General features: G+C 36.8%; 27 protein-coding genes and 1 pseudogene. 12 read left to right on the plus strand and 16 right to left on the minus strand.

Annotated features, from left to right (window positions below; all coding sequences use genetic code 11):
- Positions 1–276: 276 nt before the first annotated feature.
- From EL101_RS13030 to chrA, 4 genes are read left to right on the plus strand one after another with little or no spacing between them, the layout of a single operon-like run.
- The gene (locus EL101_RS13030) at positions 277–591 is read left to right on the plus strand and encodes an ArsR/SmtB family transcription factor (protein ID WP_096595891.1); all 315 of its coding nucleotides are present in this window, start codon (positions 277–279) and stop codon (positions 589–591) included.
- A complete protein-coding gene (gene arsB / locus EL101_RS13035; RefSeq protein ID WP_164715599.1) occupies positions 588–1880 on the plus strand; it encodes an arsenite efflux transporter membrane subunit ArsB in 1293 nt (430 codons plus the stop codon). The genes EL101_RS13030 and arsB overlap by 4 nt, the downstream gene beginning before the upstream one ends.
- Before the next feature lie 17 nt (positions 1881–1897).
- Entirely contained in the window at positions 1898–2302 is a 405-nt protein-coding gene (gene arsC / locus EL101_RS13040) for an arsenate reductase (thioredoxin) (RefSeq protein ID WP_096595893.1), read from the plus strand.
- Between the two features lie 23 nt (positions 2303–2325).
- The gene (gene chrA, locus EL101_RS13045) at positions 2326–3489 is read left to right on the plus strand and encodes a chromate efflux transporter (protein WP_096595894.1); all 1164 of its coding nucleotides are present in this window, start codon (positions 2326–2328) and stop codon (positions 3487–3489) included.
- A 58-nt stretch (positions 3490–3547) separates the two neighbouring features.
- Here chrA and EL101_RS13050 read toward each other — a convergent pair whose 3' ends face one another.
- Positions 3548–4090 carry a recombinase family protein gene (locus EL101_RS13050; protein WP_096595895.1) on the minus strand — a complete coding sequence of 181 codons (543 nt, stop codon included), beginning with the start codon at positions 4088–4090 and terminating at the stop codon, positions 3548–3550.
- A 111-nt stretch (positions 4091–4201) separates the two neighbouring features.
- Between EL101_RS13050 and EL101_RS13055 the strand changes: the two genes are divergently transcribed.
- A complete protein-coding gene (locus tag EL101_RS13055; protein ID WP_096595896.1) occupies positions 4202–5653 on the plus strand; it encodes a SulP family inorganic anion transporter in 1452 nt (483 codons plus the stop codon).
- 11 nt (positions 5654–5664) lie between these two features.
- Entirely contained in the window at positions 5665–6078 is a 414-nt protein-coding gene (locus tag EL101_RS13060; protein WP_096595897.1) for a universal stress protein, read from the plus strand.
- Between the two features lie 873 nt (positions 6079–6951).
- On the opposite strand, the gene EL101_RS13065 is transcribed toward EL101_RS13060, so the two are convergent.
- The 4 genes from EL101_RS13065 to ureE are packed head-to-tail and all read right to left on the minus strand — an operon-like array spanning position 6952 to position 9549.
- Complete coding sequence (locus EL101_RS13065) at positions 6952–7785, minus strand: urease accessory protein UreD (RefSeq protein WP_019166030.1); 834 nt, start codon at positions 7783–7785, stop codon at positions 6952–6954.
- Positions 7785–8396, minus strand: coding sequence for an urease accessory protein UreG (gene ureG / locus EL101_RS13070; protein ID WP_019166031.1), 612 nt, complete (start codon positions 8394–8396; stop codon positions 7785–7787). Before ureG ends, EL101_RS13065 begins: the two co-directional genes overlap by 1 nt.
- Positions 8397–8408: 12 nt before the next feature.
- Complete coding sequence (locus EL101_RS13075) at positions 8409–9101, minus strand: urease accessory protein UreF (protein ID WP_096595899.1); 693 nt, start codon at positions 9099–9101, stop codon at positions 8409–8411.
- Positions 9094–9549 carry an urease accessory protein UreE gene (gene ureE / locus EL101_RS13080; protein WP_096595900.1) on the minus strand — a complete coding sequence of 152 codons (456 nt, stop codon included), beginning with the start codon at positions 9547–9549 and terminating at the stop codon, positions 9094–9096. The genes EL101_RS13075 and ureE overlap by 8 nt, the downstream gene beginning before the upstream one ends.
- Positions 9550–10063: 514 nt before the next feature.
- Between ureE and EL101_RS13085 the strand changes: the two are divergent.
- Positions 10064–10249 (plus strand): annotated as a pseudogene (locus EL101_RS13085) (helix-turn-helix transcriptional regulator).
- Between the two features lie 148 nt (positions 10250–10397).
- Here the strand turns inward: EL101_RS13085 and EL101_RS13090 are convergent.
- Entirely contained in the window at positions 10398–11837 is a 1440-nt protein-coding gene (locus EL101_RS13090) for a carbon starvation CstA family protein (protein ID WP_096595901.1), read from the minus strand.
- 333 nt (positions 11838–12170) lie between these two features.
- Here EL101_RS13090 and EL101_RS13095 point away from each other — a divergent pair, with 333 nt between their 5' ends.
- Entirely contained in the window at positions 12171–13097 is a 927-nt protein-coding gene (locus EL101_RS13095) for a DUF5996 family protein (RefSeq protein ID WP_096595902.1), read from the plus strand.
- Positions 13098–13181: 84 nt separating this feature from the next.
- Here the strand turns inward: EL101_RS13095 and EL101_RS13100 are convergent, their stop codons facing one another.
- Entirely contained in the window at positions 13182–13457 is a 276-nt protein-coding gene (locus tag EL101_RS13100; RefSeq protein WP_096539763.1) for a GNAT family N-acetyltransferase, read from the minus strand.
- Between the two features lie 168 nt (positions 13458–13625).
- On the opposite strand from EL101_RS13100, the gene EL101_RS13105 reads away from it, so the two are divergent.
- The 4 genes from EL101_RS13105 to mhqD all read left to right on the plus strand — a co-directional run bounded on the left by EL101_RS13105 (position 13626) and on the right by mhqD (position 16368).
- The gene (locus EL101_RS13105) at positions 13626–14057 is read left to right on the plus strand and encodes a MarR family winged helix-turn-helix transcriptional regulator (protein ID WP_096595903.1); all 432 of its coding nucleotides are present in this window, start codon (positions 13626–13628) and stop codon (positions 14055–14057) included.
- A 76-nt stretch (positions 14058–14133) separates the two neighbouring features.
- Entirely contained in the window at positions 14134–15096 is a 963-nt protein-coding gene (locus tag EL101_RS13110) for a ring-cleaving dioxygenase (protein WP_096595904.1), read from the plus strand.
- Positions 15097–15141: 45 nt separating this feature from the next.
- Positions 15142–15759: a flavin reductase family protein gene (locus EL101_RS13115; RefSeq protein WP_096595905.1), complete on the plus strand. Its 618-nt coding sequence runs from the start codon at positions 15142–15144 to the stop codon at positions 15757–15759.
- A gap of 21 nt (positions 15760–15780) precedes the next feature.
- Positions 15781–16368 carry a methylhydroquinone degradation carboxylesterase MhqD gene (gene mhqD, locus EL101_RS13120; protein ID WP_096595906.1) on the plus strand — a complete coding sequence of 196 codons (588 nt, stop codon included), beginning with the start codon at positions 15781–15783 and terminating at the stop codon, positions 16366–16368.
- A 63-nt stretch (positions 16369–16431) separates the two neighbouring features.
- Here the strand turns inward: mhqD and EL101_RS13125 are convergent, their stop codons facing one another.
- The 9 genes from EL101_RS13125 to rpmH form a co-directional block, all read right to left on the minus strand.
- Entirely contained in the window at positions 16432–16935 is a 504-nt protein-coding gene (locus EL101_RS13125; protein ID WP_096595907.1) for a hypothetical protein, read from the minus strand.
- A gap of 6 nt (positions 16936–16941) precedes the next feature.
- Positions 16942–17130 carry a helix-turn-helix transcriptional regulator gene (locus EL101_RS13130; RefSeq protein ID WP_080552883.1) on the minus strand — a complete coding sequence of 63 codons (189 nt, stop codon included), beginning with the start codon at positions 17128–17130 and terminating at the stop codon, positions 16942–16944.
- Positions 17131–17282: 152 nt separating this feature from the next.
- Positions 17283–17597 carry a hypothetical protein gene (locus tag EL101_RS13135; protein WP_096595908.1) on the minus strand — a complete coding sequence of 105 codons (315 nt, stop codon included), beginning with the start codon at positions 17595–17597 and terminating at the stop codon, positions 17283–17285.
- Positions 17598–17892: 295 nt separating this feature from the next.
- Entirely contained in the window at positions 17893–18744 is an 852-nt protein-coding gene (locus EL101_RS13140) for a ParB/RepB/Spo0J family partition protein (protein WP_096595909.1), read from the minus strand.
- A gap of 37 nt (positions 18745–18781) precedes the next feature.
- The gene (rsmG, locus tag EL101_RS13145; protein WP_096595910.1) at positions 18782–19501 is read right to left on the minus strand and encodes a 16S rRNA (guanine(527)-N(7))-methyltransferase RsmG; all 720 of its coding nucleotides are present in this window, start codon (positions 19499–19501) and stop codon (positions 18782–18784) included.
- Entirely contained in the window at positions 19502–21376 is a 1875-nt protein-coding gene (gene mnmG, locus EL101_RS13150) for a tRNA uridine-5-carboxymethylaminomethyl(34) synthesis enzyme MnmG (protein ID WP_096595911.1), read from the minus strand. It abuts the gene before it with no gap.
- 18 nt (positions 21377–21394) lie between these two features.
- Positions 21395–22738, minus strand: a complete 1344-nt coding sequence (gene mnmE / locus EL101_RS13155; RefSeq protein ID WP_241523317.1) for a tRNA uridine-5-carboxymethylaminomethyl(34) synthesis GTPase MnmE — start codon at positions 22736–22738, stop codon at positions 21395–21397.
- 214 nt (positions 22739–22952) lie between these two features.
- Complete coding sequence (gene rnpA, locus EL101_RS13160) at positions 22953–23300, minus strand: ribonuclease P protein component (RefSeq protein ID WP_015728500.1); 348 nt, start codon at positions 23298–23300, stop codon at positions 22953–22955.
- Between the two features lie 174 nt (positions 23301–23474).
- Positions 23475–23612 carry a 50S ribosomal protein L34 gene (rpmH, locus tag EL101_RS13165; RefSeq protein ID WP_000240855.1) on the minus strand — a complete coding sequence of 46 codons (138 nt, stop codon included), beginning with the start codon at positions 23610–23612 and terminating at the stop codon, positions 23475–23477.
- Positions 23613–24155: the final 543 nt, after the last annotated feature.

A 24155-nucleotide genomic window follows, 5' to 3' on the forward strand; every position in this document is an offset into this window, starting at 1 on the left:
GGTTGAACTTACTTTTAGGGTGTGTTTTTGTGAGTTGTTCGATTCGCTAATACATGAAAACCACATTTTTACTGCTGATTTTTGTAATCTATCCATACACATATACTGGAAATGCATCAGTAAACTCTATTTAAAATGGCTAAGATAACTAAAAATATAAATAATTTATAACTAAAGAAGTAGGTATTACATCCCAAACTTAAAAGCAGTAAACGAAATAACATAGACAGTAATCTATATAGATGTTAATATATGTTGAGCATAGGAGGTATATTCATGTCTTATCAAGAAATATCAGCAATATTAAAGGTTTTATCAGATCCAAGTAGGTTGGAAATACTAGATTTACTTTCTTGTGGCGAGTTATGTGCTTGCGACTTACTGAAACATTTTCAATTCTCACAACCTACGTTAAGCCATCATATGAAATCATTAGTAGGTAACAAGTTAGTTATTGCAAGAAAAGACGGCAACAAACACATGTATCGACTTAATCATTCTATTTTAGATGATATCAATCAAAATTTACTCGTCATTAATACATCTAATCAACGCTGTATATGTAGAGATGTGAAATCAGGTGAATGTTGATGATTACCTTAGCAATTGTGATTTTTCTTTTAACTTTGACCTTTGTGATATGGCAGCCTAAAGGTTTAGATATTGGGATTACAGCTTTAATTGGCGCTATCGTTGCTATCATTACAGGAGTCGTAAGTTTTTCCGATGTATTAGAAGTCACGGGTATTGTTTGGAACGCTACTTTAACCTTTGTAGCTGTTATTCTGATTTCATTAATATTAGATGAAATTGGTTTTTTTGAATGGTCTGCGATATATATGGTTAAGGCTTCAAACGGTAACGGATTAAAAATGTTTGTTTTAATCATGCTACTTGGGGCAATTGTCGCAGCATTTTTCGCAAATGATGGTGCAGCTTTAATCTTAACGCCTATTGTATTAGCTATGGTAAGGAATCTAGGGTTTAATCCAAAATCGATTTTCCCCTTTATTATTGCCAGTGGTTTTATTGCAGATACTACATCCTTACCCTTAATTGTAAGTAACTTAGTTAACATTGTTTCTGCAGATTACTTCGATATTGGGTTTATTGAATATTTTAGTCGCATGATTATTCCTAATATATTCTCTCTTATTGCTAGTATTTTTATTTTATGGTTATATTTCAGAAAATCTATACCTAAAACATTCGATACAGAAACGCTTTCAGATCCTAAAAATGCAATTAAAGACCCTAAATTATTTAAAATTTCATGGATTGTATTAGCAACACTACTCGTGGGGTATCTAGTTAGTGAGTTAATTCAAATCCCAGTATCAATGATTTCAGGTATTATTGCTATTATCTTTGTACTATTCGCTCGTAAATCTAAAGCAGTTCAAACAAAACAAGTCATTAAAGGCGCACCATGGAATATCGTTCTATTTTCTATTGGTATGTACTTAGTTGTATTTGGTTTGAAAAACGTAGGAATCACAACAATTTTAGCTGATGTATTATCCAATATTTCAAGTCATGGATTATTCAGCAGTGTTATGGGTATGGGCTTTATATCAGCCTTTTTATCATCAATTATGAATAATATGCCTACAGTTTTAATAGATGCTATAGCAATTGGTCAATCCAACGCTACCGGCATATTAAAAGAAGGTATGGTTTATGCAAATGTTATAGGTTCAGATTTAGGACCTAAAATTACGCCAATTGGTTCTTTAGCGACATTATTGTGGCTACATGTCTTAACACAAAAAGGTGTGAAGATCTCATGGGGAACATACTTTAAAACTGGAATTATCATGACTATTCCAGTGCTATTTGTTACACTCTTAGGTTTATACCTTACACTCATCATATTTTAAGAAAAGAGGCTTTAATTATGGATAGGAAAACAATTTATTTTATATGTACAGGCAACTCTTGTCGTAGCCAAATGGCTGAAGGTTGGGGCAAAACATTATTGGGTGCAGATTGGAACGTCTATTCTGCTGGTATTGAAACTCATGGTGTTAATCCTAAAGCAATAGAAGCTATGAAAGAAGTAGATATTGATATATCAAGCCATACATCAGACTTGATTGATAATGATATTTTAAAACAATCCGATTTGGTCGTGACATTATGTAGCGATGCAGACAATCATTGTCCTATACTACCACCGAACGTAAAAAAAGAACACTGGGGATTTGATGATCCAGCAGGTAAAGCGTGGTCAGAATTCCAACGCGTCAGAGATGAAATCGGCAAAAGAATTAAAGAATTCAATAGTCAAGCAAAGAATTAACATCGAAATAAAAGGGGGTTTTTATGTATAAATATATAAATATATTTGTTGTAGCATTAAAGCTTGGTTTAATATCATTCGGTGGACCTACTGCCCATTTAGGCTATTTTTATGATGAATATGTAAAAAAAAGAAAGTGGCTTGATGAAAAAGAGTATTCTGATCTGGTGGCACTATGCCAGTTTTTACCCGGTCCTGCAAGTAGCCAAGTAGGTATTGGGATAGGAACGATAAGAGGTGGCGTCTGGGGCGGTATAATCTCATTTATCGGATTTACGCTCCCTTCTGTAATCATACTCATGATTTTTTCGACGCTATTTACAAATAGTGATACAAGTTTTACTTGGATGCAAGGTTTAAAACTCGTAGCTGTTGCTATTGTAGCTCAAGCTATTATCGGAATGGGTAAAAAATTAGCAGATACCAAAACCACTGTTGCATTGGCATTGTTCGTTCTCATATTATCATTAGTAATCAATAACATTTATATACAAGTCATTGGACTATCAATAACCGGCGTATATGGCCTCGTCTTTTTAAAACAAAATTCAACAAATAGAACTAAAATTAAAAACAAATTATTTACGTTACCTAAAAGCTTAGGTTTTGTTTCATTATCATTATTCTTTTTACTATTAACCGTCTTACCTATAGCGAGTTCTATGACAAATCATCTATGGCTAAAAATGTTTGATAGCTTTTATAGATCAGGTTCATTAGTTTTTGGGGGAGGACATGTGGTCTTACCTTTATTGAAGAATGAGTTTGTACCATCAGGATTAATATCGCCCGATAACTTCATAACGGGTTATGCTGCTGCTCAAGCTGTCCCCGGACCTCTATTTACATTTGCTTCATATATTGGGATGTCTATAGAGAGCATTGGAGGAGCGATATTGGCTACGATTGCTATTTTCCTACCAGCATTTCTTTTGTTATTTGGAATTCTTCCATTCTGGGATAATATTAAATCTAATATTTATGCTGAAGGTTTTTTAAAAGGGATAAGTGCAGGTGTCGTCGGCATTCTTATTGCCGCTTTTTATAACCCGATTTGGACTTCAACGATTCAATCAGAATTAGATTTTGCTTTAGCCAGCTTATTGTTCGTATTGTTAATGTATTTCAAAATGCCTTCTTGGGCTATTGTATTGGTAGGTATAATCTTAGGCGTCCTATTTTATTAATAAAAAACAATTAAAATGCTTATAATCTACCTCCCCCTTTATGATAAATTAAGGGGGATTATTGATCTAAATGTCTGTATAACGTGGCTCGACTTATGTTTGTTTTTTCCTTTATTTCATCTAAAGTGTATTTTTTACTCATATACATTTCTATTGCATCTCTTAAATTTTTATCATCACGCTTCGGTCTGCCAAGACTTTTACCTTCTCTTGTATAATTTTCTAACCCCATACGTGTTCTAAATTTCACAATATCACTTTGAAAATCTGCAATATCATGCAATGTCTTTATAAAGGAACTTTTGTCATCTTTTATAATATTTTTATTCAAATTAATTACATATAGAGAAGTTCCTTTTTGAGAAAGTGTATCCAATATATCTAATAAATGTTTTGTAGAATCTGCAATGATACATAAATCTGTAATATACAAAATATCATTAGAAGTGAGTTTTAAATTTAGCAAAACGTCTAGTTCTTCTCTTTTTTTATTATTAGCATGCATTTCTTCAATAATATGATTTGTGTACGTTTCTATTTTCTTTATTTGTTCATTGATACTGTCATTGATCGTCACAGGTCTAATATAACCATATTTCATTTTAATACACCACCTTGTAAGAAATTGTAACATACAGTCTCATTAAGGGGTATACATATGAAACTTTTCTGTTATACTTTACAATATGATTAAAGTAAAGGAGATGAAATGATGGTTCAGAAATTAAAGGCTGAATGGCTTGACCAGCCTGGAAAAAATATACTTGCTGGTATTGTTGTCGCATTAGCATTAATCCCTGAAGCTATTGCTTTTTCAATTATTGCTGGTGTAGATCCCATGATAGGCTTGTATGCAGCATTTATTATTGCTACTGTAACAGCGATAGTTGGCGGGAGGCCTGCAATGATTTCTGGTGCTACCGGTGCTGTTGCTCTTTTGGTCACCCCTTTAGTTAAGGAACATGGTGTCGAATACCTTTTTGCTGCGACCATTTTAATGGGCTTCATCCAATTATTATTAGGTATTCTTAAAGTTGGCCGTTTAATGAAATTTATTCCAAGATCTGTAATGATTGGATTTGTTAATGCATTAGGTATTCTAATTTTCATGTCTCAAATAGAACATATTTTTGGCATATCTATATCGACCTATATATATGTAATAATCACTTTATTTATTGTATATGTCATTCCAAGATTCTTTAAAGCTATTCCTGCCCCATTAATAGCGATAATCATTTTAACTGCGCTTTATATGTATACAGGCGCTGATATACGAACTGTAGGAGATTTAGGAAATATTAAACAAACTTTACCTCACTTTTTAATACCTAACGTTCCGTATCATTTAGAAACATTGCAAATTATTTTCCCATATTCATTATCAATGGCTATTGTAGGTTTAGTAGAAAGTCTACTGACAGCTAAAATTGTAGATGATGCGACAGATACCTATAGTAGTAAAAATAAAGAATCACGAGGACAAGGTATTGCCAATATTATTACTGGTTTCTTTGGTGGTATGGGAGGCTGTGCCATGATCGGACAATCAGTGATTAATGTTAAATCAGGTGCAAATAGTAGGTTGTCTACATTTACAGCAGGTATTGTTCTTATATTTATGATCATTGTTCTTGGTGGCGTCGTCGTTCAAATACCTATGCCGATTCTTGCGGGCATTATGGTTATGGTTTCTATTGGAACTGTTGACTGGAACTCATTTAAGTATATTAGAAAAGCACCCAAAACAGATGCACTGGTTATGATTTTAACGGTCATTATCGTGTTAATGACACATAATTTAGCTATTGGTGTCATCGTAGGGGTCGTCTTCAGTGCACTATTCTTTGCCACTAAAATTTCAAAAGTTGAAGTTATTCATGAAAAAATAGATAAGCAACATCATTTCTCTTTTAAAGGTCAAATGTTCTTTGTTTCCATTGATTCTATGATGGAACAAATGAATTTTAATATCGAAAATAGTACTATAGTGTTGAATTTTGCCCATGCGCATTTATGGGATGATTCAGCAGTAGATGCTATTGATACGATAGTTAGAAAACTTGAAGAGAAAAATAACATTGTCTATGTTGAAAAATTAAACACAGATAGTCGAAAAATCGTTTCAGAATTAAGCCAATTAAACGAAAATCATTTAAATTAAGGAGGGTTTTTATGTATCAATCCATTTTACTCGCTGCAGATGGTTCAGAAAATAGCGAACGTGCCGCTCAAGAGGCGCTGAACTTTGTAGATGAACATACGATGGTTACAATTCTTACAGTTATAGACGTTGATGAGTCAAAAACAGATGTTTTACATGGACAACAAGGTGCTAGTTTAACACAAGAAAGAGAAAAAAAGCTCCATTTCATAAAAAAATTATTTGTAGAACATCATGTCAATCACGAAGTTAAATTTGTCCATGGCATCCCAACAGACAAAGTAGTTGAAGTTGCAAATAGCGGACATTATCAAGCTATTATTTTGGGAACACGTGGTTTGAATAGTTTGCAAGAATTGGTGCTTGGCAGTGTTAGCCATAAAGTCGCTAAACGTGCGCAAATACCCGTGATTATTGTTAAATAATTTAACCCCCTCTATAAAATATAGGGGGGATTTTATAAACGTTAAATCTATAGAGGGGATTCATATCTCTTATATGCTTTGAGCGATTTAAAGTACAATGGTTCCATATTTTCTACATTGCGTTATAAAAGCTATATGTACTTACAATTATGAAACTATACTATGCACATCTTGCGTTATATACACAGGAAATTTCTGCGTTAGTCGTACTCGTTATGACTAAACAACTCAAAATTCTCCTACATATTCAGTATAACACCTAGAAAAAATTTTAAAATCAGCTAGGCGTAGTTCAGTGATGCCAAAATACTAAAAAACAATTGTAAAACAGTAAAAACGCGAAGCCATGAGGGCAATCCAAAAACATTCATCTTAGGAATAGGGCAAGTAAAACAAACTACTGCAACAATAGCATCAAAAATTTTATGCCTCAACCCCAAAATGACAGAAGTAATTTCGACCTTATTTACTGCTTATTCTTGTAATCTTTCCATACGTATATACTGGCAATGCATAAGTAAACTATATTTAAAACGGCTAAGATAACTAAAAATAGAAACAAGCTGAAATTTTGATTGGGTGAAACAGATGATATTGAAAAAAGTAATATCGCACCAATGATGAGCCCTATCATAATATGCATTTCAAGTTTCGTAATCACTAAAAGTTCCTCCATACATTTTTATTTTCAACAACACGAGAAAGTTTAAAGCTTATGTAACCTTTTTAATTCTATCATAAGCTATGAGTGTCTCCCTAATCGTTTTATCACTATTCATTTTAAGACTCCCCCAAGACTTCCCTAAATAAAAAAGCTTCTCTTCCCATTTAAATTCAGGAAAAGAAGCTTTTGATGTGATGTATTCCGTTACTTTAATATTTTCTTAAAAATTGTGCGTCTTCTTCATGATAATTTTCCATAACAAATTGATGTACGGCGTGAATAACCCGTTGAATGACGTCTGTAGAATACGCTAAAATACGAAATGTTAAACCGTGCGTTGGCAGCAATGTCACACCGACACGGCAATGTTCATCGATATAAGGTGTCACCACTTCTTGTACCGCTTCAACGACTTTCTGATTGACACCTGGGCTAATGTAAAAACAAGAAGCCATATGTGTGAAGCCTTCCATATAGCCCATATGCGTCACTTTATTTTTCTGCGTATCTAACTTCAAATTATCAAATACGACGAGTTTTTCATCCACATAAATTTCGTTTTTGAGGTGTAAATAATGATAATTAAATTGGCGTCCTTCTTTATCATAACCTGGCGTTAAAATATCGGTATAAAACATCGAAGCAGTCGGACTCAAATGGAATTGATTGGCTTGATAAAATTTCGCCTCTGAATAACCAATAATCGGATCACTGATGAATTCCATAAACGATTCGTCATCGAGTTGAAACGTTTGGTACTGCTCGACTTTATCTTCCAATGTTTTAAAAACAATTGTCGCACCTTGAGTCGTTAAAATCGCATGCGTACGTGGCTCAAAGTGGACAGCCATGCGGTAACGGTCACCATCAACGAACCCACCGCCTAAGTTAATCAAAAACATCGTCGGATGAGGACTTCCATTTAAATAAGTGGGCCGAATGACTTTAAGCCCACCTTGGAAATACGTTTTCCCATTTACGGTACGTCTACCGTCATGTTTAAAGGTTAAATCTAACTCACCTGTCCATTTAGAAATTGCCATTATTCTAATCCTTCAAAAAAGACGTCCTTTTTAATCCAATTTAACACATCATCTAAACCTTCATCCGTTTTTAAGTTGGTAAATGCGAACGGACGATTTTTACGGAATTTCTCTGTATCTTCAGCCATACGTTCTAATGAAGCCCCTACATATTGCGCTAAATCGGTTTTGTTGATCACAAAGTAGTCGGATTTAATCATTCCTTGACCACCTTTACGCGGAATCTTCTCACCTTGCGCAACGTCAATAATATAAATTGAAAAATCAACCAGTTCCGGACTAAATGTTGCTGCTAAGTTGTCGCCACCTGACTCAATGAAAATCAGCTCAATATCTGAATGACGTTCCATGAGTTCATCAATCGCCGCGAAGTTCATGGAAGCATCTTCACGAATCGCTGTATGTGGGCAGCCCCCTGTTTCCACACCGATAATACGGTCTTCTGGCAATACGCCTGAGTTAACTAAGATTTTTTGGTCTTCTTTTGTATAAATATCATTTGTAATAACGCCGATACTTTTCTCCTCAGATAGACGTTTAACAAGTTTTTCAATCAGTTGTGTTTTCCCTGCGCCAACAGGTCCACCTACACCAATTTTAATCGGTTTCATGTTTCATTCCTCCTATGAAATAAAAATACGTACATCTACATTTTCATGTTCCAACTGATTCATCTCGATACCTGGTACGGTCAAACCAAAATCCGCTTCATCCAATTGCATCACGCCCTCACGTGTTGTCGTAATAAATGGAATCATGTCAGCTACAATCGTTTGCCCTTCTGTTTGCCCTAACGGTATCGCACGCACAGCATTTTGCGTTAAGCTTGAAACATTTTGGTAGTAGTAATAATCAATAATTTTTTCAATTTCAATTCCTAAATGATGGCCCAGCAATGTAAACACCACTGCCGGATGGGTATGCAACTCATATGCTGCGGCCTTTTCACCGTACCAGTCCAACCATTTGTCTTCATGGTAAATCGTACGCGCGAGCTGAATCATCCGCTTACCCATTTGCTTCGTCCCATTTCTCGTTTCTCGCGGAATATTTTGCACGAACAACAATTGATCGAGTCGTTCGATGGCTGCCGTATCATTCGCTTCGATGGCTTCATACACAAGACGCATCGCCAAACCATCTGTATACGTTAACTGCTCCTTCAAAAACACTTCTAACCATGCTTGAAATGAAGCACCATCATGAATATCCCCACGTTGAATATACGTTTCTAATCCGAAAGAATGACTAAACGCACCTGTCGGAAATTGAGAATCACAAAATTGAAAGAGCTTCAAATGCGCTTGATTAATCATGAGAATGTCCTATATGTTTAAAGGCTTGGTTCACTTTACGATCTTCACGTTCATAAGGAATACCAAGACCTTTCAATAAATCTTCTACTAAGTAATCATACTGAACCAACATTTCATTATCGTCTGTAAATTGAGCTGGCAAGTGGCGGTTTCCTAGTTGATGTGCGATATCTCCCATTTCTTTAATGGTACGTGGTTTAATCGCAATAATATCTTCTGAGTTCACATCAATAATAATCATATTTTTTACATCACGATATAAAATGTCTCCATATTGTAAATCAATCGGCTGACTCAAACGAATCCCAATTTCAGTGCCATGGTCTGACGTCACACGCTGAATACGTTTCACTAAGTCAGAGTTTTCTAAGTACACCTTTTCAATATGAACGTTCTTTTCCTCTTGAGATAAATTTGCGATGTTGCCTTGTATCTCTTCTACTATCATATGTTTCATCTCCTTGAATATCGCTAAATCACACCTGACGCATGTCCTAATTTGATGAATGATAATTAAGTCTTTGACATCGATATTCTAAACAATCGAAGAACGGTCTCCCAATCTCATACGAATTCGGAAGTGCCTTATTACATATTATTTGAATACCTTTGTTTATATGGTTTATGACGATATAATTAAAACTATTAGACATTATTCAATAATAACATATCATTGTCAATCACTCTCAAAAAAATACATACATCGATGTCTATCTATTGATTACTTTAGCATATTTCATCCATAAACTGTAAGCAATCGCTCAATGATATAAGCCATTCAACAATTCACCACCCTGAGTCACTTGAACCTGAATTAAGCTATTTTTACTTTTGCGACAAAATAATACTGTGCCATTTATTTTGTTTAAATACTGAAAAGTCATAGATGGATAACTTTAGGGAGCATATTGTGTTAGATTTCTATTCATTAGACGCCTCATTAAAAAGGGGAACAGACACAAATGAAAAACAAAATTTAGAAGTATAGAGGACAACATGGATTCTCTCAAGAAACATTGAGTAACAAATTGAAAGTATCTCGACAAACTATTAATGCAATAGAAAACAATAAGTATGACCCAACGTTAGCATTAGCGTTTAAGTTGGCAAAATTATTTGATACAACAGTAGATGACCTATTTTCTTAATGTTACCAAATATAAAAAAAGAAAATCCGAGCCTTTTGTATAATTTATTACGAAAACCTCGGATTTTATTATTTATTGATATACTTGTGCCTCAAAATCTATTTTTTAGAGTGCGCGCTGTCTTAAATGGGTCATCCATGCCGCTATTTCACGTTTTGACAGGGTAATCTAACTGGAACGTCTGAACCCCTGTGATTTTACGATATTGATAGAAGAAATAGCCGACCCAAGCAATTGTACAACATACCGCCAAGCCATAACTTAAACTCAAGTCCAATCCGAACCCAATCGGCTGGCTTAAAATGTAAGTGAATAAATTCCACGTCATAAATGTAGCCGGAATGAGTGCTACCCAGAAGTTCTTTTTCGCAATCAATAAATACATCGCGCCAACCCACAATGCGACGGCTGCCGTTGTTTGGTTCGCCCAAGAGAAATAGCGCCATAATATTGTAAAATCGACTTGTGTAAGTCCAAAGCTCAACACAAACAAAGGTATCGCCACTAAAAAGCGTTTACTGAATGGTTTTTGATCTAAATTAATATAATCTGCAATGATCATACGTGCACTACGAAAAGAGGTATCTCCACTCGTAATCGGCAACACAATCACTCCTAAAATTGCGATTGTGCCAAATACTGAGCCGAGCAATATCGTCGACGCTTCACTCACAACGAGCGCCGCTTGACCTTTTGCTAAAACTGCTTGCAAGCCACCATAACTGCCAAATAAACTCATCGCTGCCGCTGCCCAAATCATCGCAATGATCCCTTCAGCAATCATCATACCGTAAAATATGAGCCGACCATTTTTCTCTTGATTCGTCGTACGTGAAATGATGGGCGATTGTGTGGCATGAAAACCGGATAACGCACCACAAGTAATCGTAAAAAATAGCAACGGAAAAATCGGAGCATGGGCCGGATGCATATTCTCAAAAGTTAATTCCGGAATAGGTGCTCCAGTTTGAATTAAGCGAAAACCTATCCCCACTGCGCTCAACATCAACAATGCCCCAAACACTGGATAAATACGTCCTATAATTTTATCAATAGGCAAGATGGTCGATAAAATGTAATATACAAAAATAACAAATATAATGGCACCTAAAGCGACATGGCCTTGCATTAAATGATGTAACAACAGTGCAGGACTTGTCACAAATACCGTTCCCGTCAATAATAATAACAATAACGTGAAAAGATTAACGACATGTTTCATCGCTGTCCCTAAAAACTTTCCAGCTAATATCGGTAAATGCGCACCCCGGTTACGAATGGAAATCATACCTGTGAGATAATCATGAACTGCCCCCGCAAAAATACATCCCAACACTATCCATAAAAAGGCGACCGGTCCATAAAGTGCGCCTAATATAGGACCGAAAATTGGCCCTACGCCTGCAATATTTAACAGTTGAATTAAGGCATTTGAAGATGTTTTCATCGGTACGAAATCCACATTATCACGTTGATCGTGTGCAGGTGTTGGACGATCGTATTGAGGTCCAAACATTTTCTCGATGTACTTCCCATATGTAAAATAACCTAACACTAATAAAACAATAGACACTAAAAACGTAATCATACAGCATCCCCCTTTTTGAAAAATATCCCTTATGAAGTAAAATGTAAGCGTTTTCTTTATTCTACTTGATATTCTCAAAATTCACAATACTGTCACAAATTTCATCTGTTATATTCAGGAAAACGATGGCTCTGATCTCCTATTTAAAATGCTCAGTCATTATCTCACCGCGCTCACATTTTGTTTCGTTCTACACAGCTCGTCACTCACCCCTATTAAAATTTGCGCCTTTAGATCATGTCAGAATGCAATTGTTTACCTTTTCTGTGTTGATATTGATATGATGAAATTATAATCTTCACATAAAAATAATTGAAATTGGAGGTTTTCCTCATGTTAAAACTTGCGGATTGGAAAGATGAAAAAGAGACGCTCCACCGTTTATCACAAATTCTAGGTAAACATAAGTTGGCAAGTGCCTTTCAAGAACCACAATGGCAACATGTCGTGTTAGATATTACAACGACAGGCTTTTCTACAGGCATACTGTTCTATCAATCGTCTACCTATAGTGTGAGTGTGAATTTAGTGAAACATATGATTTTAATTGAGACGAATGATGGCGAAGAGACGATTCCTTTAAAAGATGGCGTGACGATTCAAAGCTACTATCAACAAATTCAGGATGCATTACATCGTCATGGTATCGAGGTAGCGATTAATGAGCGCCCACAAGAAGTAGAGGATACGACACCATTTTCTGAGGACACCACACACTGTCATTATGATGAGTCAGTGAGTCGTGAAGTGTTAAAGCTGATGACATTTGCGACACGTGCCATGCAATATTTCATTGCACCTTATCGCGCGCGCAAAATGAAGCCGGGACTTTTCTGGGGGACTTTCGACATCTCATGTTTAGTGCACTACAATGCCTTTCATGAAATGTTTGAACCTTCCCAAGTTATTGAGTATGCGGCGTTTGATGAACACTTTATCGAATTCGGCTTCTGGTTTGGTGACGACCGATTCGAAGGGCCAACGTTTTTTGTATTACCTTATCCATTCGTTAGCCAAGACTTTACATTCGACCAGCCTTTAATCTCGGACGCGTATTTTGACCGTCAACTCACGGAATTAATCTATGAAATGAAACAGATGACACCTGAAACCCTAGATACACTTTCAACATTTTTCAATCAAGGGTTCGAGATTTTCAAAACCCATTTATCATGGGAAAACTGTCAACATTTCTTAGTACCACTAAAAATGAATACGAACCAAATTCAAGAAACCCCCTACACGGATAGTCCTCAATAAAACTAAAGACGAGATGTCCTCACATATTGTGAAGCATCTCGCCTTTTTCATTCTCAACTCATATTCATGGATGTCACGATGCCATTACGCACCATATACATCTTGATATTCAGGTGTACTTTCCAAAACGCCTTTAGCAAATGGACATGTTGCGAAAATTTTGAAGTTGTTTTCACGTGCATCTTTTACTGCCGCTTCAACTAATTGTTTCCCTACGCCTTGCCCTCTTAATGAATCGCCCACTTCTGTATGATCAATAATAATTTGAGTTTCTCCCGGTACGTATGTCATGAGTGCTTCTGGATTGCTTTCAGATTCTCCAACATAATACTTATTATGACCTTTTTTAATTTCTGCCATAATGATACCTCCTTTTATAATGAATCATGCATCATTAGTATAGCGTTTTCAAAGTCGGTATCAAAATATTCGGCTTACTTGGTATAAAATTTAAACCAAATACTTTACAACGCTTTCTATTCACGTTATAATTATCTCGAATTCGAAATAAAAAGGAGGTGTTGGCACTTGCAGAGAACAGAAACTGCACTCAAAACATTAATCGGCATCAAACGAACCAATGACATGATTGATCACATTATTCGTAGTGACGTCAAATCATATGGGCTAAGTGTCACCGCATTTGCCGTACTTGAACTACTATACAATAAAGGTGAACATACGATTCAACGGATTCAAGAACGCATCTTAATTGCGAGTAGCAGTACAACTTATGTCATTAACTCTTTAGAAAACAAAGGTTACCTACAGCGACGCCAATGTACCAAAGATAGACGTGTCAGTTATATCTCGTTAACCGACAAAGGCCAGCAACTCATGGATAACATCTTTCCAAAGCATACGAAAGCAATCGAACAGGCTTTTTCGATACTCACAGATGAAGAATTAGCAACATTACAGCAAACATTAAAGACTTTAAGTACACAGCATGAACATTAGCACAATGATGTGTACTTTTCTTTCACTTTCCAATTAGTTCGAATTAGAGATAATTAATTAAAAAGGGGTTTTTTAAATGATACCATTTCCATTAAAAGGAATTCACCACGTAACAGCAATGACAGATAACGCAGAACGTAACTATCACTTCTTTACTGATGTACTCGGTATGAGACTTGTTAAAAAAACAGTAAACCAAGATGACATTTATACGTACCACACTTTCTTCGCTGATGATGAAGGTAACGCTGGTACAGATATGACATTCTTTGATTTCCCAAACAACCCTAAAGGCGCACCAGGTACAAACTCAATCAGCCGTGCTGGTTTCCGCGTACCAAACGATGCAGCTTTAGAATACTACAAAGAGCGTTTCGACGAGTTTGGTGTTAAGCACGACGACATCGACACAGTATTTGGTACGAAAGTATTACGTTTTGAAGAAGAAGATGGTCAAAGATATCAACTCTTCTCAGATGAAAATAATACAGGTGTTGAACCAGGTGTCGCATGGAAAAATGGTCCTGTACCTCAAGACAAAGCGATTTATGGTTTAGGTCCAATCGAAATTACAGTCAGCTACTATGATGAGTTCAAACAAGCATTAATGGAACTTTATGGTATGAAACCAATCAAAGAAGAAGAAAACGTTACACTTTTAGAAGTAGGTAAAGGTGGTAACGGTGGTCAAGTCATCTTACGTAAAGACGAATCAAAAGAAAGCCGTCCAGGTTATGGTCAAGTGCACCACGTATCATTCCGTGTAGAAAATGACAAAGCAATTGAAGAATGGTTTGAAAGATACAATGAATTAGGTGTAAGAAGCTCTGGTATTGTAGACCGTTTCTACTTCAAAGCACTTTACACTCGCGTGGGTCACATCTTAATCGAACTTTCAACTGACGGTCCAGGATTCATGGGTGACGAGCCATACGAAACTTTAGGTGAATCATTATCATTACCACCATTCTTAGAAGATCAAAGAGCGTACATCGAATCTGAAGTACGCCCATTTGACACAACACGTAGCACAAAATAAGACACGCATTCATGTGCAAAAGTGATATGAGAATGGAGGGCGACCATGTACGCTTTTTACGCATCTGAATTATCAAAACAGCAAATGTATAAATTTTTAATCGGTTCTGTTGTGCCTCGACCTATCGCATTAATTACGAGTCAGTCTGAGGAAGGTCTTCTCAATATTGCACCGTTCAGCTTTTTCAATATTGTCGCTTCAGAACCAGCACTATTGTCGGTAGCAATCAATCGTAAAGAAGGCGAGATGAAAGACACTGCGCGCAATATCTTAACGACGAAAGAAGCAGTCGTGCATGTCGTCACTGAAGATAACGTTGCGAATGCGAATCAAACGGCTGCGCTGCTACCTCCTGATGAAAGCGAATTGGATCATACGACATTTACGACGACAGATTCGGAAATGGTCAGCGTTCCTAGCTTGAATGAAAGTAGTATCCGATTTGAAGTCAAGCTCTATCAACACGTTGAAATTAAAAATGCTCGCAATGAAAACACAAATGATTTGTTATTACTTGAAATTCAAAAGGTTTATATAGATGAAGATTTATTTGATCTAGAAAAAGGGTATATTGACGTAGAAAATGTTAAACCCGTAAGCCGACTTGCTGGCGATGACTATGCACGTTTAGGCGAAACATTTACAATCGAAAGACCGAGATAATCACAAAAGAGGTGACACGAGATGGAACACATTTTTAAACAAGGTGACTCTTCAAAACCAACATTCGTCTTATTACATGGGACAGGCGGTAACGAGCATGACCTTTTACCCGTTGCCGAAATGTTAGACCCTTCTTACAATGTTTTAGGTGTACGCGGGAATATCTCAGAAAATGGGATGAACCGCTTCTTTAAACGTCACGGTGAAGGCCAATATGACGTAGAAGACTTGAAATTTAGAACAACTGAATTGCACGAATTCCTTGAAAGTGCAGCAGACAAATACCATTTCGACTTAGATCAAGTGGTTTTAGTAGGCTTCTCAAACGGCTCAAACATGGCGATTAGCTTAATGTTGAATGAAGCGATGCCGTACAAAAAGGGCTTATTATTTGCACCACTTTATCCATTAGACGTCCCCGAAGACCTTGACTTATCCGATCAATCTGTCTACCTTTCAATGGGTAAAAATGATCCTATGGTACCTGTTGAAGCAAGCGAATACGTTCGTCGTATCTTTAAAGAACGTGGTGCAGACGTTACTGAATATTGGGTCAATAGCCACGAATTAACGCAAGACACCGTATTAGCTGCTAAAGAAACATTATAACGCATGAAAAAAGAGCTTAGGTGCGCGGGCCTAGGCTCTTTTTTCATGCTGTTTTTGATATGGTTATTTTTCTATAGTAATTTTACTTTTAGCGTAATAATAGGAAAAAACGCCAAACAAGATGCTTCCGATCAGCCATCCTAAAAAGTTGATATCCGAAAAAGTGAGTCGTTGGTGTGAAAGGAATGCAAACAATATATTGATTAACAACGAGATTACAAGGAACAATACACTCGCAAAAATGCATTGGAATCTTACTTTTTTCAACATAGCGTGATATGCTTCTTTGCTATAAACTACTTCTTTATATACATCAGCTTTCTTCAAAGTAATTAAAACAGATACAGCGTTAAACAATACTAGAACGAGTATCAAAACAGTTCCGACGCTCAATGTATTTTGATATGCATCAACAGCAAGACTAATAAAAAGGAATAACAAAAGTATCCAAAAAGAGTTCAAAAATAAGTACGTCATTTTTTCATTAATCAATTGTTCTTCTCTCTCATCTCGACCTTGCATGAAACCTAACATACGATTTATGAAGCGCTTTTTGTTATCCATCATGTCCTATCAGTCCTCCCAAAAAATATCATTCAAGGTGACACCTAATGTTAAACAAATACTAATGCATAACTTCAGTGACGGGTTGTATTTATTATTTTCAATCAAATTAATCGTTTGTCTGGAGACCCCTACTTTTCGAGACAATTCTAATTGGGAAATCCCACATTTTTTCCTATATTCCACCAATCGATTCATCATGTATGCCCCTTTCAGAATGTCACATATATTGTACTTTTATATTATGAGATTTTCAGGAGGATGTCAAATATAAATGACATTTTCCTCAAAATAAAAATGCGTACGACCAAGCCACCATCGCTCACTTGATCATACGCATAGATATATGACTAACCTTTTATTGTTGTTAATACTTTTTTCGGAACTTCATTTTCAGCTATAGGTTCGACATTCAAAATAACCCCTTTTTGATCCGTCATCGTCACTTTAATCCAGTCGCCCTCTTTCATTTGTTCAATATCTTTATTTAAATATGCCGTATGCTTGTCATTTTCAGAATACAAAGCGATACTGTCATTTTTGTGCGTCACTTGGCCATAATAAACTTCTTTTTGATTCAAATTGATTAAACTCATTGAAATATAGACCACCATAGTCACCAATAATACCGATATGGCAATCAGTTCAACTTTTTTGCGTGTCATGTTGCCTCTCCTTTAGTCAAACAAGATAATACCACTATATCCAAGTTGGTGGTAAAGGTCATAGCCCCTAAGACCGAAATCTTCATACAGCTAGAAAAGTAGGAAGCTAGCAAACAAGACTATTTTCATCCTCAGAAAATAAAAATAGACGTACCCGAGACTTCCCTCAACATACGTCTATTTACAAACGGTTTGATATTTAATTATTAGAATATGAATCTACACCTAGATTGCAAGAACCGTGCAAGACTTCTGACAGCCAAAAAGAAAAGGTGCAAGTCATCTAAGTCTAACATCACTTACGATACAATCGGATTTGAATCTCCACATAATCCTCATGTTCTTTTTCTTTCTGTTCATACCGAATCCCATTAGCACGGATTTCCATCAAACTATCCGCAATAATGTCACGGGCTTCAGAGACGTCTTGTGCAAATTCAGGAGGACGCGCCACGACTTTCTCTTCCACCACATCATCTTTAACGGCTGTTGCCTTCAAACGTTCCTCGGTTTGTTTCACATTCAATTGCTCTTTCAAAATAACGCCGAGCATCTCTTCTTGAAATTCAGGCGTTTGGCCAACGAGCGCACGGGCATGACGCTCTGTAATCTGATGTTCACGAACTGCTTCCAACACGACGGGCATTAATTTCAACAAACGCAACTTGTTCGCGATGAAACTTTGACTCTTTCCAACACTTTTAGCCAGTTCCGCTTGTGTAATGCCTTCAAATGCTAGCAATTTTTTGTAAGCTTCTGCTTCTTCCACAGCTGATAAGTTTTCACGTTGAATGTTTTCAATCAGTGCAACTACAGCTGTTTCCTCATCATCTAAATGACGCACGAGTACTTCCGCTTCTGTCATTTGATTCATTTGCAAAGCACGAAAACGGCGTTCACCTGCAATAATTTCATACATATTTTCTTCAATCGGACGCACAACAATCGGCTGAAGTAAACCGTGTGCGCGAATCGACTCGGCCAATTCTTCAATACGTGCAGTATCAAACTTTTGACGTGGCTGGTATCGATTAGGCACGATTTTTTCAATATTGATCGATTGCACGCCCTTTTTGTCTTCATCTGTCACTGTTAGTAGGTCATCTTTATTTTTTAAACCAAATAACTTAGAAAAGGGTTTCTTCATGTTTATTCTCTCCCTTTAATATTCCATAATCCATGCTTTATCCAACAAGTGGTGATTTGTTTGGCGTTCCCGGTTTACGCGGGTATTTTTTAGGCGTTTGGCTCCGTTTTTCTATCGTTACAATTTGACGTTCACCTGCATCTTCCGGTAAATCAAACGTATCTACGCGCTCAATGCGTCCACCTAATACACCTACTGCAAAGCGTGCTTCTTCCAACTCTTCTTGACCTTTTGAAGATTTCAATGCCAGAAAGACACCATGCTTTTTCACTAACGGAATACAGAGTTCACTCAACACTGTCATACGTGCGACAGCCCTTGCTGTGACTACATCGAAAGACGCCCGGTAGTCTTCATTCTTCGCAAATGTTTCTGCACGATCATGCACAAATCGGACACCTTCCAATTCTAACGCTTCTGCCAATTGATTTAAAAACTGAATGCGTTTGTTCAATGCATCAACAATGGTTACATGCATTTCTGGAAAGATAATTTTCAATGGAATACTAGGAAACCCTGCACCTGCGCCCACATCACACAAGTTGAGTGGTTGATTGAAATCATGATAAAAGCTCGGCGTGATGGAATCATAAAAATGTTTCAAATACACTTCATGCTTTTCAGTAATACTTGTTAAATTAATTTTCTCATTCCATTCTACAAGCATTTCATAATATTTTTCAAATTGTTGCTTTTGATGCTCAGATAAAGTGATCCCGTGCTCGCTTAATTGTGTCGCTAACCATTCTACGCTCATTTATTTCACCCTTTGAATTTTGCCTTGTTCTAAGTAGACTAATAAGATCGAAATATCGGCCGGATTAACACCAGAAATACGTGACGCTTGTGCGATGTTTAACGGTTTCACTTCAGCTAACTTTTCACGCGCTTCCGTTGCGAGACTGTCGATTTTACTGTAATCCAAGTCTTCCGGAATTTTCTTCTGTTCCATACGTTTCACTTTATCTACTTGTTGCAATGACTTCGTGATATAACCTTCATATTTCGTTTGAATTTCAACTTGTTCTTCAACATCTGCCGGCAATTGATGGTCTTCTTCTAAAATCTCAATAATCGTTTCATACGTCATTTCTGGACGACGTAACAATTCTTTCGCCAAAATACCATCTTTAAGACGAGAACCGCCTTTTTCTTCAATAATTTGTTGTACACGTTCGCTCGGTTTAACACGAATTTGTTCTAAACGTGCAATTTCATCAGTGATTTGTTGACGCTTCGTATTAAATCTTTCGTAACGTTCATCAGAAATTAAACCTAATTCGTGACCTAAGTCTGTTAAACGTAAATCTGCATTGTCATGACGTAATAACAAACGGTATTCGGCACGAGATGTCAGTAAACGATACGGTTCATTCGTTCCTTTTGTCACAAGGTCATCAATTAACACACCGATGTACGCGTCTGAACGGCGTAAAATCGTTTCTTCTTTACCTAATACACGCGCTGCTGCATTAATTCCGGCCATTAAACCTTGACCTGCCGCTTCTTCATAGCCTGATGTTCCGTTAATTTGACCCGCTGTATAAAGATTTTTGATCATTTTCGTTTCAAGCGTTGGCCATAATTGTGTTGGGACGAGTGCGTCATATTCAATCGCATAACCTGCACGCATCATGTCTGCTTTTTCTAAACCTGGAATCGTCGCTAATATTTGACGTTGCACTTCTTCAGGTAAGCTTGTTGACAACCCTTGGACGTAAACTTCATTTGTATTACGGCCTTCTGGTTCAAGGAAAAGTTGATGTCTTGGCTTATCATTAAAACGCACAAATTTATCTTCAATGGATGGGCAATAACGCGGACCTGTTCCTTTAATCATACCTGAGTACATCGCGGATAAATGCAAGTTATCATCAATCACTTGGTGTGTTTCGCCATTCGTATACGTCAACCAACATGGGAGCTGGTCTAAAATATATTCTGTCGTATCATAACTGAATGCACGACCCACATCATCACCAGGTTGAATCTCGGTTTTACTATAATCAATTGTTTTCGCGTTCACACGTGGTGGTGTGCCTGTTTTGAAGCGCACAACTTCAAATCCAAGTTCACGTAAATGATCTGCAAGTGTGATTGATGGCAATTGATGGTTTGGACCACTTGAATATTTCAAATTACCGAGAATGATTTCACCACGTAAAAATGTACCTGTCGTTAAAATAACGGCTTTTGCGCGATATTCTGTACCGATATTCGTACGGACACCTTTCACTTTTCCGTCCTCGATAATCAGTTCGTCTACCATTCCTTGCATCACTTCTAAGTTATCTTCATCTTCTAAAATACGTTTCATTTCTTGTTGATACAGCACTTTGTCTGCTTGAGCACGTAATGCACGTACAGCTGGCCCTTTTCCTGTGTTCAACATACGCATTTGAATGTGTGTTTTATCGATTGTTTTCGCCATTTGTCCACCGAGCGCATCGATTTCACGTACGACAATCCCTTTCGCAGGTCCCCCTACTGATGGGTTACATGGCATAAATGCGATATTATCTAAATTGATTGTCAGCATGAGCGTATGTGCGCCACGTCGCGCTGATGCGAGTCCGGCTTCAATACCGGAATGTCCAGCGCCTACTACAATCACGTCGAATGATTTTACCATTTCGTTAACCTCCAATAATTATTTTCCGAGACAGAATTGACTAAACAGTTGATCGATCAATTCTTCACTTGCGGATTCACCTATAATTTGACCTAAAATTTCCCATGTGCGCGTTAAGTCGATTTGTACCATATCCATTGGGACACCCATTTCTGCAGCATCAATCGCATCCTGTATTGCATTTTTAGCTTGCTTTAATAATGAAATGTGGCGAGAATTAGACACGTACGTCATATCTTGGCTTTGTACCTCTCCACCAAAGAATAAATCACGTATTTGTATTTCTAACTCGTCTATCCCTTGTTGTTGGAGCATCGAAGTTTGAATGATTGGCATGTCTCCTACCATTGTTTCCACTTCTGCAAGGTCTAAGCGTTGTTCTAAATCAGTTTTATTAATAATGACAATCGCATCTTCGTTTTTAATCACTTCATATAATTTACGATCATCTTCCGTTAATGGTTCGTTATAGTTTAAAACGAATAGAATTAAATCCGCTTCACTTAAAGCTTTACGCGAACGTTCCACACCGATACGTTCGACAATATCTTCTGTCTCACGAATCCCGGCTGTATCAACCAATCTTAACGGTACACCGCGGACATTGACATATTCCTCGAGCACGTCACGCGTTGTCCCAGCAACTTCCGTCACAATCGCTTTGTTATCTTGAATGAGATTGTTCAACATCGAAGACTTCCCAACGTTTGGCTTACCAACGATGACTGTTGATAAACCTTCACGCATAATTTTACCTTGTACACCCGTATCGAGTAACTTTTGAATTTCTTGTTTAATCTCTTGTGAACGCTCTAATAAAAACTCGGTTGTCGCGTCTTCTACATCATCATATTCAGGATAATCGATATTCACTTCGACTTGTGCCAAAATCTCCAAAATCGATTGACGTTGACGCTTAATTAAGTCACTCAAACGCCCTTCAATTTGATTCATCGCTACTTTAGACGCCCGGTCAGTCTTAGAACGGATAAAGTCCATGACCGCTTCAGCCTGTGATAAATCGATACGACCATTTAAGAAAGCACGCTTCGTATATTCACCGGGTTCAGCCATTCTTGCGCCGTATGTCATCGTTAATTCAAGTACACGGTTGATTGTCAGAATACCACCATGACAGTTAATCTCCACGATATCTTCTCGTGTAAACGTACGTGGTGCGCGTAATACTGACACCATCACCTCTTCAACGACTTCTTCAGTTTCCGGATCAATAATATGACCATAATTAATCGTATGCGTCGGGACATCCTTTAACAGATGCTTTCCTTTATATAGCTTATCTGCAATCTCGACCGCATCATAACCTGATAAACGGACAATACCGATTGCCCCTTCCCCCATTGGTGTTGATATACTCGTTATCGTATCCAGTTGTTCCACGATTGACGTACCTCCCTTTAACACAATATTCCTTTTCATATTGTAAAATGTTTCTCAATCTATTGCGAATCACATGTTTTTATTTACGGTATATTAATTAAAGTTTTCTTTATACGTTATTAGAAGTTAGACTTCGGTTTGTCTGAAGTCACACAAACCGAAGTCTAAATCTCCCCTACTTTATTCGTTTGTTAAAGACCTTCGCAATTTTTAAAACATGTTCTAAACTCTTTTGAATTTCAGCTGTCGACATCGTCTTCGCAGGAAACCTTGCGATCACAATAATATCTTTCGGCAAGATGTCTTCTTTGTGCACTTTAAAGCACTCTCTTATACTTCTTTTAATTCGATTTCGAGTCACAGCATTACCTAACTTTTTTGAGACGCTGATGCCTAGTCTAAAATGTGTTAACGTCTGAGTTTCATAAGTATAGACGACAAATTGGCGATTGGCTACAGATTTACCTTTGCGATAAATCAATTGAAAGTCAGCATTTTTTTTTATTCGATATGCTTTTTCCATTGTACATCACTCGTCTTTCTTCAAAATGACCAAAATAACGGGATAGTGATTAGGACAACCACTCAAACTTCATCGTTTTTCATTGATCCTCTTCTAATTCGTCACAATTGCTCAATCATGTCTCATTCAATCGTCGTTTACTCAAAAAAAAGACCACTGAATGAGTCAGTGATCTTATGCTGATAAAACTTTACGACCTTTACGACGACGACGAGCTAATACTTTACGGCCGTTTTTAGTGCTCATGCGTTTTCTGAAACCATGAACTTTACTATGTTTACGCTTATTTGGTTGATAAGTACGTTTTACCATGCAAAACACCTCCATCTTCATTCATTCAATTATCTAAATACGTCATTATAGATAAATTAAGTTAATTTCATTTTTAATAAGTTCAAAATAGATATTTCTCTACTAAAATGAAACGTCTACATTTCAAGCAACTACTACAATATAACAAAATCATCTCTGTAAATCAAGTGGGTTTTTTCATAATTCTCGATAATCGTTGTTGAAAAGTTGTCCACTTATTCACATCCCCTGTCGCTCGAATTGTGGATAACATTTTTATGTGCACAAGTTACTCAAGATGATAACAACATATTCACAGCCGTTTGACATCACCCCTTGTGAAAAAGTATAATTGTGTGGATAAGTGGTGTAATCCCTTATTCTACATAGGTTGAATACTATGTAATGTACGCAAATATATTGTGAATAACTCACAATCAAATGATACTCATCCACAGCTTGTGATTAAATTGTGGATAATTATTAACACCCTGTGATTAACGTCATTCACAGGTGGGGATATTGTGTATAACAAAAATTTTTACTTAGGAAGATGGAGTTAAA

The sequence above is a fragment of the Staphylococcus delphini genome (assembly GCF_900636325.1).
Classification (GTDB): Bacteria; Bacillota; Bacilli; order Staphylococcales; family Staphylococcaceae; genus Staphylococcus; species Staphylococcus delphini.